A 12,826-nucleotide genomic window follows, 5' to 3' on the forward strand; every position below is an offset into this window, starting at 1 on the left:
CTTTGCTTCGATCGATTTGATGATTTCCGGTTATCCTTGGGATGAACGGAGTTATTGAAAAAGAAAGTCTTCCTTTTTTTCCCTTTCTTGTTCCCAGGAAAAAACGGTGTCCCTGAGTTGGGGTGTGTTTCCTTCCACGGTTGCTACTAAGACGTATTCTTCCTTCTTTCTGAATTCTTCCGGATTCTTTTTTAGGATCAATTTGCCCGAGCGGATCAGGTCCAAAATATGAAGAAGGAACGGATCTTTTTCCGATCTGGAAAGTTCTTTCATCGCGGAATAAAACGGCGTGATGCCTTTGTGAAACCAATCCACGATCTCATTTTTTCCGACGGGCCAGAGTTGATTCAATTGAATCATTTCTTCCCTAAGAAGCGATTTTCCCTGAAACGGTTTCTGAAGATGTCGGCATTGAAAATACAGTTCGTGATTGATCTCTCTCGGAAACGTTTTTCCGTAACCGGAACCGATCCATTCGATCCAGGCTTTTTTTTCCTTTGCGGGAAGCGAGGGGATGAGTGCGAAGAGATAATTCTGATTTTTGAATATTCGAGAAGTTGAAAGATGGTCCAGAACCTCGTACGGGATCATATATTGTCCCTTTTGCCATTCCAATACGAGAGGGATTTTTTCCACGTTTAGATACTCGACCGGAGTTTCGTTCTGTACGACGTCTCCGAATTGAGTGAGAATGTAGATAAAGGAAAGAAGTTCCTGACGATTCATCTTTCGGATCAACGTATCCGGATCGAGATTTCTATGCAGCGCGTGTCTTAACAGATTGTATTGTTCAACCGGAAATTGAACGGGAGAAAGAATGATCCCAAGAAATTTTTCCATTTTCTTGAGGCTATATCTCTCCACGAGATCTAAGTTTCCTGAAATCAAAAATGGCATAGGTTTAAAGGGCTCTGTGTCCGATGTCTTTTCTATAAAACGTTTTGGGAGCCTGGATTTTTTCCAGGAAGGAATAAGCTTCGGCCACCGAACTCTTTAGATCGGCGCCTTGAGCTACGACTCCGAGAATTCTCCCCCCGGATGAAAAAACTTTTCCATCTTTTTTTAGAGTTCCCGCGTGAAAAAGATAAACGTTTTGACCGGATGTTTCCGGAAGGTTCAGCGGAATATTTTTTTCATAAGAATCGGGATATCCTTGCGCTGCAAGGACTACGACAGCCGCGGCGCCTTTTTTAACCGCCGCTTGAACGCCTTTGATTTTTCCAGTGGAGGCTGTATAAAGAAGTTCTAATAGATCTCCGTCGAGCATCGCGAGTACGCATTGGGTTTCGGGATCTCCGAATCTGCAGTTAAACTCGACGACTCTCGGTTCTCCGTCCGAAGAGATCATCAAACCCGCATAAAGAAGTCCTCGATACGGATGGCCCTTCTTACGGAACGTTTCAAACATGCGATCGAATACTCGTTCTTTCACTTTTTGTAATATACTTTCCGTTACGACGGGAGCGGGACAATACGCGCCCATTCCTCCGGTATTAGGCCCCTGATCTCCGTCGAAAGCGCGTTTGTGATCCTGTGCCGCGGGTAAAAGAAAATACGAATCTCCGTCGGAAACGGCAAAGATGGAAGCTTCTTGTCCGTCCATGAATTCTTCGATGACGACTTGATTGCCGCTCGTTCCGAATTTTTTATCCTCGAAAATTTCTTTGAGAGCTTCTTTCGCCATTTTTTCGGTGGTTGCGACCGTAACGCCTTTCCCGGCAGCGAGACCGTCGGCTTTGATAACGATAGGAATCGATTTGGATTCCAGGTATTTTAGAGAAGATGAATATTCGGTAAACGTTTTGTATTCCGCAGTGGGAACGTTCGCTTCGACCATCAGGGATTTTGCGAAGTCCTTGGAGCCTTCCACCTGTGCGCAGTAGGAATCGGGTCCGAATACGGGGATTTTAAGCTCCGCGGCCCAATCCGCAAATCCGGCTACGAGAGGATCTTCGGGGCCGACGACGATGAAGTCGAAGTGGTTTCGCTTTAAAAAAGACTGAACCGATTCCTTGTTCAACACATTCAACGAATCGGAAGGAAGAATTTCTTGATCGGGAAAACCGCCGTTTCCGGGAAAAACCTTCAATTCGCTTAACAACGGAGATTTACGGAGATGAAACGCGATCGCGCTTTCTCTTCCTCCGGAACCGATGAGGAGAACTTTCAATTTAGCCTGCAAGATTTTGAATCCCCTTTTTCAGAACTTCCACTTTGTCGATCAGGTTCTTTAGTTTTTCCCTTTCTTTTTCGACCACGTCCGGAGCCGCCTTGGAAAGGAATCCCGGATTGGCAAGTTTTGCTTCGAGTTTTTCCTTTTCGAGTTCGGATTTCTGAAGTTCCTTTTCCAAACGCGCTTTTTCTTTGGCGACGTCGATCAAACCTTCCAAAGGAAGAACGATTTCTCCCTTGGTGAAATGCGAAACAGAATCCGTTTTCTGGATTTCATATCCCGCATCGACTCGAATCGATTCAAGGCGCGCGAGTTGTAAAAGTGAAACTTCGTTTTCGGTGATCGCCGAACGGGCGAGATCGTCCGAGGACTTTACGATCGCCTTACACTTCTTATCCGGTGCAACGCCGTTTTCGGAGCGCATAACGCGGATTTTCGTGACCATCTCCTGAAGAAGATTGAGTTTTTGAACTCCGAGTGCGTCCGAAGAAATCGGATACGCTTCCGGAAAAGGAGTCGTTGTAATGTATTGATCGGAGAACACTGAATGAACTTCTTCCGTTAAGAAAGGCATAAAAGGATGCAAAAGTCCTAATGCACGAGTCAATACGTCCGCGAGAACCTGTTTCGCAACTTCCGCGGAGCGTGGGGAAACTTTTCCATACGCTCTCGGTTTTACGAGCTCGATATACCAATCGCAGAAATCTCCCCAAACGAATTCGTAAATCGCCGCCGCCATTTCGTAAAAATGAAATTTAGAATGTGCTTTGTTGTATTCTTCGAGACAACGATTGAATCGGGAAAGAATCCACTGATCCATCGGTTCGAGATCCTTTTCGATTTCGGCCGTGATTCCCGTCGGCACGAAGGATTCTTCCAGGTTCATCAGGATGAAACGGGAAGAATTCCAGATCTTATTGCAGAAAGAGCGATACCCGTCTAACCGTGATTCGTCGAAAAGAATATCTTTTCCCTCCGGAAGTGTGGCCGCGAGAAAGAATCGAAACGAATCCGTTCCGTATTTTTCCATCATCACGAGAGGATCGATCACGTTCCCGACCGATTTGGAGAATTTCTTTCCGTCCTTATCCCGCACCAGACCGTGTATGAGTACTTTATGAAATGGTGGAGCTTGCATGAACTTCATTCCCATCATGATCATTCTGGAAACCCAGAAGAAGATGATGTCAAAGCCCGTAACAAGAACGGAAGTAGGGTAGTATTTTTTTAAGTCTGCGGTTTGTTCGGGCCAACCCATCGTGGAGAACGGCCAAAGCTGGGAAGAAAACCAAGTGTCGAGTACGTCCGGATCGGGTTCCACTTCCTTCGAACCGCAGGAAGGACAAACGGTCACCGGAGTTTCCGCGACTTCCACGTGTTTACAAGTTTTACAATGATACGCCGGGATTCTATGTCCCCACCAAAGTTGTCTAGAAATACACCAATCGCGAATGTTGTTCATCCATTCGAAAAAAGTTTTTTCCCACATTTTCGGAACGAACTCGACTTGTCCGGTTTGAACCGCCTGCACCGCCAAATCCGCGAGAGGTTTGATCTTTACGAACCACTGCGTGGAAAGATACGGCTCGATCACGGCGCCGCCTCTTGAATTGTGTCCTACCGCGTGAACGTGATCTTCTATTTTTTCGATAAGGCCTTTCGCTTCGAGATCCGCGAGAACCTTCTTTCGCGCATCGAAACGATCCAAACCTTCGTAAACTCCCGCGTTCGAGTTCATCGTTCCGTCCGGGTTCATCACGAGAAGAGGTTTGAGTCCGAGCCTTTGCCCCGCTTCGAAGTCGTTCGCGTCGTGAGCCGGAGTGATCTTAACGAGACCGGAACCGAATTCCTTATCCACGAAAGAATCGAAGAGCAACGGAATTTGTCTGTCGGTCAGGGGCAGATCCAAAACCACGTTTTTCAATGACGCATAACGTGTATCTTCGGGATTCGCGCAGACGGCGACGTCGCCGAACATCGTTTCGGGTCTTGTCGTGGCTACGACTAAGAACTGATCCTTTTTTCCGTGGATCGGATATTTGATATGATAGAGTTTTCCTTTTGTTTCCCTGAACTCGACTTCGAGATCCGAGATCGCGGTTTGAGAAGCGGGGCACCAGTTGATGATTCTTTCTCCTCGATAGATCAAACCTTCGTCGTAAAGGGATTTAAAAACTTTGAATACTGCTTTCGAAAGACCTTCGTCGAACGTAAATCTTTCTCTCGACCAGTCGACGGATTCTCCCAAAAGTTTTTGCTGGTTGGTAATCATTCCTCCGGAATGAGCCTTCCATTCCCAAACCTTGTTTACGAATTCCTCTCTGGTAAAATCGGTTCTTTTCTTTCCTTCTTTTGCGAGTTCCCGTTCGACGACCATCTGCGTCGCGATTCCCGCGTGATCCATACCGGGAAGCCAAAGAGTGGACTTTCCTTTTTTACGTTCGATACGGACGAGAATATCTTGAATGGTATGATTGAGTGCGTGTCCGATGTGCAAAGATCCCGTAACGTTGGGAGGAGGGATGACTATCGAGAAAGATTCTTTCGAGTTCGGATTCGGTACAAAAGATTTCTTCTCTTCCCAGAGTGAAATCCATTTATTCTCTACTTCTTTCGGTTCGTAGCGATCGCCTATTTGCTTTTTCATGGCCGTTAAAAACAGGTTTTCCTGCTTTTTCCCGGGGTCAAGAGGATTCAAACTGATCCGTCTTGGAGAAGGGAAAAATTGACCTTGAGCTTACTTTTTAGGCGATCTTGTATTTTGTCTCAAAGCGGTTTTTTTAGAGGAAGAATTTCCTTTGTTAAGAATTCCACCCTTTCGATCCGTCGACTTCGGCTTATATTTTAACACGGACCGGATCGAACTGCGTATTTCCTTCCAAGGAAACGGATCCGTATCGCGTATCTTCAAACGGGCTTTTCCGCCGATCAAGGATGGAAATTTCTTTCTGAGTTCGGTCAAAGCCTGCGACTTGCAGAGATAGATCGACAGGGAATTCTTTTCGGAAACGAGCGAGATCCAATTGTCGTCGACTCTGTATGTCGGCGTATGATTTTGCATCGATTCGAAGATTTCGGGAAACGTTTCCACGATCCAAGAACGGATCGCGAGAATTCTTTCCCTGCGAATTTCAGGCAGATTGTCGATATAACGAAGAATCGCCGAGGACATAATAAACGTGGGAACGGGTATAAACGAAAAGAGATACATATCGATTCGGTCAAAAATAAAATTCCAAAAAATTCTATTTCGCCTTTCCTCCTTTACGGTTTGCGGACTTGAGAGGATTCGATTTCGCGTTATTTTTGTTCTGATTTTGTTTTTCAAATTCTAAGGAAAACTTTCGGAGATTCTCAGCGGCGGAACTCAATTCTTCTTTTGGAAACGGAAACTCGAATGGGTTCTTGATTCCTAAAATGGATGAGAAAAGATAGTGGGAATTTTTCGAGTCCTCATAGATCGAATCGGGATCGATATCGTTGAACCCGAGCATGTAGAACGCGAATTTTTCGTTCTGCACGTTTCCCATCGCAACGATTGTCTCCGCCAAGAATTCCGCGGGCATCGTCGTAGAAAACGAACCGTCCTTTTGCCCTTCCGCGATCAAGTCCTTGAGGAATGCGACGTCCCGTTTGAAGATTTCCTTTTCGAGTTTCGCTTTGAGGGTCTGGTTTTCGGGCAAATAAATCGCTTTGAGAAAAAAGAATACCATCTCCGGATTCTTGTTTACCCAATCGAAATGAAGTTCGTGAATAATTTTAAGTTTATCTAATGTGTTTTTCGGTTTTCGGCCGTTCACATCCGAGAGCAGCTGCTGAGTAAGTTCGTCGCTCATGAATTTGATCAATTCCATGAGAAGTTCTTCCTTGGAATTGAAATGATGATAAAAGGTTCCTTTGGCGATTCCGAGTTCGTCGATGATGTCGTGAACGGAGGTGCTGTCGTAACCTTTCGTAAAGAAGAAGCCGCGCGCGCATTGTAGGATGTCGTCCCTGCGTTCCTTTCCCTTTTGTTTGTTTTGCGCGAACTTTTTCATGGCTAAAAACCGACCGACGGTCGGTCTATTTTCCGAGAGTGGGGACGCCGTGGTCAACCAAAAATTTTACGGAAGAATGTGGGAACTCCTTCTGAATGGGGACCGGGATTTCTCCGTTGGAGCAAGAAATGTGGGAACTCCTTCGTTTAAGAACGGAGAAACTCCTCGATTTCACGGAGTAATAACGCATATCCTTCCCCGGAAACTCCGTACCAAGCCGAACGAAGCATTGCGACTTGGTCCTCGCTCCGCATCTTTTCGCGCCCGAAGTCGGCTTGTCCCAATTCTCCCGCAAATGGAATTCCGTATTTTTCTTCGCAGAGTCGGGCCAGGGAAGAATGAATCGAACTGATCGAATAACAACAAACCTTCTTTTCCAAAAAGACCGCCTCAAAAAGCGACTGACCGAAATAACCGACAAAACCGGACGACTCGGCCAAAAGATTTTGAAACCGAAACCTCGAGACTCTGGGAAAAAATTCGATTTCCTCCGACGACAAAGGCGGAGTTCCGCCGATTCGAATCAAACGATTCGGGTTTGCCGCCGTCGCAGCCATTGACGACGTTTGTCCGGCCGAGATCGATGCAGATCGGTTTTTTGCGGAAGTATCGTTCGGAGAAATCAAAGACAAAAGAAACGAATCCAGTTCTCGAGTAAAAGGAGAGTTTATGTTTCCCGCATAACAAAGGATATACGATTCCGCCTTACGTTCGACGTTTATAAGAGAAGGCGGGATCAGAATTTTATCCAAGGAGAAACTTTCCCGGATCGAAGGATGAGGAAGAACCTCGTAGTGGCGATATCGTCCCCGATCCGATCCGAAATGATCCAAAAGAAAAATTCTAGTTTTTGAATATGCGGGAATTGGAATGTCTCTGGAGTCGACTACGAGCAGATCCACCGCATCGTCTTTCGGAAATTCCCGAAGCCAGACCGTCTCGTACGAGGCCGCGGACAAAAGAGAAAAAAGAATTCTCGAACGTTCAAAATGACCGCTTCCGAATTCTTTCGGATCTCCCGCTAATACTCCGATTCGGATTTTTTTCGTTTCTACAGCGGAAGACAAGGGGGTTCGAAAACGAATCTGTTCCACGTCCTTGTTTCCCGAAAAGATATCCGGGTTTTTTTGGTAAAGTTCCAGACATTCTCTTGCGCCGAACAGAGGATTCACGTCGTTCAAAGAATCGAAAATGAGAGCCGTTGTTTCAAAATCCTTCGGTTCGTCGATCGTAAGACGAAACATCGGAAGAAGTTCTTTTTCCGATTCCGTCAAAAGGGAGGAAAGTTTTGAAATTCTAAATCGATCCGGATTCTCCTTAATGTGAAGACTTACGTGTTCTTTGTGTCTTTCTTCCAAAACGTCGGGCGTCCACTCGAGAGCCTTTCGGGAAAAAATCTCTCCGCCCATTCCCAAGGGAAGCCCGTTTATATACGCTAGGTCCGCATTCGAAAATTGGAATGTTTGCAGGAGCTGATCCAAGTGAAGCGTATCGTAAAACGGATTGTCTCCGGTTAAACGAAGGATATGATCCGCCTGAAAACGTTCGGCCGCGGAGATATAACGTTGACGAACGTCGTATAAATCTCCGGTAAAAAAACGGTAATTTCTCGATTGCAGGAACGATCGCAATTCTTCGTCCCCGTCGGGGATCAAATATACGATTTGTTCTTCGGGTAGAACCGCCGAAATTCTTTCCTGAATCCGATCGATGAGGGTTTTTCCCGTTCCGGGAGGGAATTCTTTGAGAACCTTTCCGGGAAGTCTTGTCGAATCGGTTCGAGCTTGGATAAACGCGTAGATCTTACGCGTTGAACGTATACCACTCATCGCAACTCAAACAGGGCGCGCCCGTGGTTTCGTGTTTTCCGTTCAGCGAATTTGCGAACGAAGGCAGGCCCTTTTGCCAAATCTGCATTAGGTTTTCTTTATGTAGATTTCCGAGTTCCTTTGTGGGGATCTGTTTGCATACGGAAACGGTCCCCTGAGAGTTCACGTAAAGATCCCGGTTGAGATGCCAGCAGAATTCCCGCTGGATCGGAGTCAGATCGGTGACCCGTTTTTCGGGCATCAATCCCGCATAACGGTTGTATTTCTGAAGTACGACTCCGTAACCCCGTTTTTCGGTTTCGTCCACCCAGGTTTCGACTTCTTCTTCTGCTTCCTGAATTTTTAAGAACTGAAGATAGATTCGGTTTTTCGGAAATACGGATTCGAGTTTGTCTAGATTGGAAAGAACTTTGTTTAAGGACTTTTTGCCGTAAAGTTTTTCGTATTTATCCGCGTCGTTGGTCGTGAGATTGACGATCCAGGTGATTTTTTCCTTTTGTTCCGGAGTAAGAGTATTCAAAAAAGTGAATGTATTTTCCGAATCCGTATAAAGCGCGGTTTCGATGATCAGTTCCTGCAAGAGATGCGACGAGGCGCCGATAACCGCCGAGATCAATTTCGGAAACTCGGGATGCAAAAGGGGTTCTCCGAGTCCGCCGAAACAAACGGTGTATTCGTTGGAAAAAGATTCCTCCTGTTGTTTCACGAGATTCTCCAGAAAGGAAGGAGAAAGAGACGTTCCGTCCTGATAGTTCGATCCGAATTGTCTCGGACAAAAGCTGCAGCTCAATTCGCAGCCTCGATAGACTTCGAGTTCCAGATACGAAGGGCCGGTTCTGAAAACTTCGGGATGTTCCTGAATCCAAGGTTGAATTTCGGAATAACTCCATTCTTCCTTCGTTTTTAAAAAGCCGCGCACTAAGTTGAGAGAGCGTCTGTTTTTCAAGGAGAAGTCGAGGCGGTATTGTCTGAGGTCCGGTGCGTGATAAAAAATTTCGACGTCGTAGTGGTTGATGTTTTTGCCGAGATATTCCTGGGCCGTCGTTTTGGTCGCATCGGGTATTCCGTTCGTGAATTCTCTGGATACGATCGTGGGAACGATTCCGGCGGGAAGATTTTCGCTATAAGAATACTGAGAAAGATAACGATCGTGTCTTTCGTAAATTTCTTGGCTCAGGTCGGTATCCAAACAGGGAAATAATCCCGTAAAATAAAAAAACGAAGCGTCGTCCCAATCAGGATCTCCGGTTCTGGAATCGGGAAGGGCGGCCGCTACTTTTTTTAGGAATACGATCTCGGAAGATTCTTCCAAGATTTGAATATTCAAAGAATTGAATTTAGATTTCGTTTCGGAGAAAGGCCATGAATTGAAAAAAACGGCGGAGTCGGGAAGAACCGAGGCCAATTTATCGAGAGAAAGACGGAGCAGATTCTCCCTTTCGTCCGCGGAAACGGATCGGAGCAGATCGAACGTTTCCGCGTTTAAATATACGGCAGAATGGGAAATCGGAAATTTCATGGCTCGGATTTAGTATCGGTCGAATATCGAAAGATCGTAATACGCAAAATCAATCCAGGTGGAATGTCTCCTCGCGAAGAGGGATCTTATTTTCCTTTCTATATGCGTCGTCGAAGATTTGGATAGGAAGTTCGGCCCTCGTTTCTTTCAGCCATTTGTGAAACGTGTCTTCTTCCTTATCTCGATACAAAATGTTTTGAATTCCACCGCGCAGGTTTTCCATCGGAGTCGGTCTTTTTCCTTCGATTTTCAAAATGCAGTATCGTTTTCTTTCGTCGCGGAACACGTCGGAAACTCCTCCGTTGGGAAGAGGGGCTGCGATCGAAGCGGTGACCTTGCTGTATTTGTAAAGATCAAAGGAAGAAATCCATTCGACCAAACCTCTCCTTGCGCGAAGAGTCGGATCGTTTCTCGGAGATCCCGCGATCAACGCGAAAGAAGAAGGATCGGAGATGACGGACTTTCTGATTTCGGAAACTTCTTTATAAAGTCTATTTTCTTCCTGGACAGAATCGTTGTCGGGTGCGACCGCAATGATTCTGTAGCGAATTTCAAAACCGACTTTGTCCTTGTTTTGGTTATACCAGTTTCTGATTTCGCTTTCGCTCGGAGGAGGCACGGCCACTTTTAACTGGAGAAGCTGTCCTTTCTTGATTTGATACGGAAGTTCCGTAACCCAGAGTTCGAAAGGCATTCCGGAAGAACCTTCCATCGCCTTTTCGAATTGTTTGCGGTTCGTGACTCCCATCACTTCCATTCGTTTTTCGATTTCGGCCTCGACTCTTTGTTCGTTGACCTGAACGGATTCTTCTTCCGCGATCACGTCCACGATGGCGCGGTCGATGAGAAAGTCGATGACTCTGGTTCTAAGTGATTTGCGGTAGTCTTCGTGTTTTAAGTGTTTTTGAAGACGGTTGTATTTTTCGGTCGCGTCGTCGAGGTCCAGTTCGGAGATCGAAACGGTTCCCACGGTGGCGATGACTCGGTTGAGAGATTCGGCGGATTGAACCGGTTTGTGCAGAAACAGGAATCCAAACATCCCTGCAAAGAAGAACGTTTTTGCGTATGTTTGTCGTTTCATAAACGGCTCCAAAGGGAAGAATGCCTTTGATCTGTAAGATCCCCGGCAAGATCCCTTGGTTCAACCGTTTTTCTTCGATTTTAGTTGGTTCGGAACTTTCCTACTAACTGCCCTAAGTTTTCCGCTTGTCCGTGCATGTTTCCGGAGAATGACGTAAGATCGTCCGCTCCGGCCGCGATTTCCTGTGTTCCATCGGATATGCTCACGATCGTTTTCGTGATTTCGTCCGTTGCACGTTTTTGTTCGAGGACGGCTTCTTCGATCTGCAAACTGAACGTCATGAGTTCGTTCGCACTCTGCGAGATTTCCTTCGTATTCTCTTCCTGGGTTTTTACGGAAGTGAGAACGTTCTTCGCGTAACGATCGAATTCTTCTACCTGTTCTCTGAGTTTTTTCAAGACGTTGGAAGCTTCGGAAACTTTCGTATTTCCGTTTAATACGGCATTGTTCGTTGAGTTCACAAGCGCCCCGATTTCTTGAACACTTGTGGAAGTTTGGGAAGCGAGTTTTCCGATCTCTTCGGCGACGACCGCGAATCCTTTCCCCGCTTCTCCCGCTCTTGCGGCTTCGATGGCGGCGTTCAATGCGAGAAGATTTGTTTTTTCCGAGATTTCAGTGATGATGGAAAGAATCTCTGTGATTCGGGAAGCGCTGTCACCGATCGCGGCCATTGCGCTGGTAGAGGCGACCATTGCATTCTCCCCCGTGACTCCTTGTTCTTTGGACTCGGCGGCTAAGCGTACCAAGTCCTGCATTTCCCGATTGATGTTAACGATTTGTTCTTTAAGACGATCCACGTTCCCGTCGATTTCTTTCATACTGAAAATCGCTTTTTCCATGGACTTACCTACGTTTTGAGCGGAGGCTGCGAGTTCTTCTACTGCCGCCGAAGATTCTTCCGCTGCGGAGGCTTGTGTTTGTGCGACATCGGAAAAGCTTCTGGATGAATCCGCCATCTTTTCGGAAGTTCCTTTGAGCACGTTAGCCGATCCTCCGATCTCACGCACGACCTTGAGAAGATTTTCCCGCATTAAATTCATCGAATGAAGAAGAGTTCCGATCTCGTCCGAACGATGATGATCCGCTTTTTCCGCGACGAGATTTCCTTTTGCGATTTCTTCCGAAAAGCCGATGGCTTTCAACAGACCGGACGTAATCAATTTTTGGAATATGAAACTGAGGCAAATCAAAACCGAAATCAAGATCAAAATCGCGGATATATAACTTTTAAAAAGAATCGTCAAGACTTCGCTTTGATAGATCGAATCGGGAACGCTGACCTGCATCACCCAATATCGTTTGTCCTTACCGACGTGAAACGGAAAGTAGTAATGGGTATGTCCTTCCGAGTTGAACGTGAAGTTTTTTCCTTCCTGACTTTTCTTCAGGAAGTGCTCGAGTTCTTCCTTGTCCGGAATTTTATTTCCGATCAGCTTTACGTCCTTTCCGTTTACCGTATACAAGCCGCTCGGAGAAATCAAAGCCATATAACCTTGTTGCCGAAACGGTTTTACTTCTCCGAATTTCTTTTGAAGCTCTTCGACTTTGAGATCGATCCCGCAAGCGCCTCTGAAAAAACCGTCCTTACTGATCGGAGCGACGATGGAAAGCATCATCGTATCGACGTTTCTGGATTTATAACGATAGGGTTCTGAAACGAAGTAGGTGTTGTTCTTTTTCGGAATTTGATAGAAGTCCCCGGTCCCGTCCGTGTTTTCATAGCCGACGCTCGCCTCGATCTTGGCTTTTCCTTTTTCACCGGATTGATAGACGTAGGGAACGAATCTTCCGCTTGAGTCGTGTCCGACCGCATTGCGGAATTGCGCGTCTTTTCCGTCGTAAAGATTCGGTTCGTACACGAGCCAAAGCGCAAAGAAGGAAGGATTTCGTTCGATAACTTCGCGGATGGAACCGATGATTTCGTTTCTAGGAGGAGACGTGTAAATCAGAGGAGAGCGAAATCCCCTCGCATAGAACATCGCTGAATCAAGAATGTCTTTCACTTCCAAAGACCAACGTTCGGATGTGATCGCGGAATTATTTTCAACTTCCGCTTTAAGATTTTGATACGAAGTAACGGAATTGATCGCCGCAAGAATGGAAAAACCGATAAACAACACAATCGATAAATACAATGAAATGCGAACTCGAATACTCATATCGTTCTACCTTTTAACCGCCGAATTG

Annotated in this window: 9 protein-coding genes; all 9 read right to left on the bottom strand. The window is 46.1% G+C overall.

All coding sequences use genetic code 11. From position 1 onward, the window contains the following. Positions 1-51: 51 nt before the first annotated feature. Entirely contained in the window at positions 52-897 is an 846-nt protein-coding gene (locus tag LFX25_RS02820; RefSeq protein WP_238728777.1) for a hypothetical protein, read from the bottom strand. Between the two features lie 4 nt (positions 898-901). Continuing rightward, positions 902-2,182: a phosphoribosylamine--glycine ligase gene (purD, locus tag LFX25_RS02825; RefSeq protein ID WP_238728778.1), complete on the bottom strand. Its 1,281-nt coding sequence runs from the start codon at positions 2,180-2,182 to the stop codon at positions 902-904. Next, entirely contained in the window at positions 2,172-4,820 is a 2,649-nt protein-coding gene (locus LFX25_RS02830) for a valine--tRNA ligase (RefSeq protein WP_238728779.1), read from the bottom strand. The genes purD and LFX25_RS02830 overlap by 11 nt, the downstream gene beginning before the upstream one ends. A 90-nt stretch (positions 4,821-4,910) precedes the next feature. Then, positions 4,911-5,384 carry a DUF1801 domain-containing protein gene (locus tag LFX25_RS02835; protein WP_238728780.1) on the bottom strand — a complete coding sequence of 158 codons (474 nt, stop codon included), beginning with the start codon at positions 5,382-5,384 and terminating at the stop codon, positions 4,911-4,913. 34 nt (positions 5,385-5,418) lie between these two features. Next, the gene (locus LFX25_RS02840) at positions 5,419-6,210 is read right to left on the bottom strand and encodes a TetR/AcrR family transcriptional regulator (RefSeq protein ID WP_238728781.1); all 792 of its coding nucleotides are present in this window, start codon (positions 6,208-6,210) and stop codon (positions 5,419-5,421) included. Between the two features lie 146 nt (positions 6,211-6,356). Next, entirely contained in the window at positions 6,357-8,039 is a 1,683-nt protein-coding gene (locus LFX25_RS02845) for a glycosyltransferase family protein (protein ID WP_238728782.1), read from the bottom strand. Beyond that, entirely contained in the window at positions 8,014-9,558 is a 1,545-nt protein-coding gene (locus LFX25_RS02850) for a spiro-SPASM protein (RefSeq protein WP_238728783.1), read from the bottom strand. Before LFX25_RS02850 ends, LFX25_RS02845 begins: the two co-directional genes overlap by 26 nt. Before the next feature lie 49 nt (positions 9,559-9,607). Next, on the bottom strand, positions 9,608-10,639 hold the full coding sequence (locus tag LFX25_RS02855) for a putative peptidyl-prolyl cis-trans isomerase (protein ID WP_406600472.1): 1,032 nt from the start codon (positions 10,637-10,639) through the stop codon (positions 9,608-9,610). Between the two features lie 80 nt (positions 10,640-10,719). Further along, positions 10,720-12,798 (bottom strand): methyl-accepting chemotaxis protein, encoded by a 2,079-nt coding sequence (locus LFX25_RS02860; RefSeq protein ID WP_238728784.1) that lies wholly within the window; start codon positions 12,796-12,798, stop codon positions 10,720-10,722. Positions 12,799-12,826 lie beyond the last annotated feature (28 nt).

The sequence above is a fragment of the Leptospira sanjuanensis genome (genome assembly GCF_022267325.1).
Lineage (GTDB): Bacteria > Spirochaetota > Leptospiria > Leptospirales > Leptospiraceae > Leptospira > Leptospira sanjuanensis.

Bases quoted from the DNA above. Each gene is read 5' to 3' on its own strand.
- LFX25_RS02835 (WP_238728780.1), bottom strand. From the start codon at position 5,384: ATGTATCTCTTTTCGTTTATACCCGTTCCCACGTTTATTATGTCCTCG.
- LFX25_RS02840 (WP_238728781.1), bottom strand. From the start codon at position 6,210: ATGAAAAAGTTCGCGCAAAACAAACAAAAGGGAAAGGAACGCAGGGAC.
- LFX25_RS02855 (WP_406600472.1), bottom strand. From the start codon at position 10,639: ATGAAACGACAAACATACGCAAAAACGTTCTTCTTTGCAGGGATGTTT.
- LFX25_RS02860 (WP_238728784.1), bottom strand. From the start codon at position 12,798: ATGAGTATTCGAGTTCGCATTTCATTGTATTTATCGATTGTGTTGTTT.
- LFX25_RS02820 (WP_238728777.1), bottom strand. From the start codon at position 897: ATGCCATTTTTGATTTCAGGAAACTTAGATCTCGTGGAGAGATATAGC.
- LFX25_RS02850 (WP_238728783.1), bottom strand. From the start codon at position 9,558: ATGAAATTTCCGATTTCCCATTCTGCCGTATATTTAAACGCGGAAACG.
- LFX25_RS02830 (WP_238728779.1), bottom strand. From the start codon at position 4,820: ATGAAAAAGCAAATAGGCGATCGCTACGAACCGAAAGAAGTAGAGAAT.
- LFX25_RS02845 (WP_238728782.1), bottom strand. From the start codon at position 8,039: ATGAGTGGTATACGTTCAACGCGTAAGATCTACGCGTTTATCCAAGCT.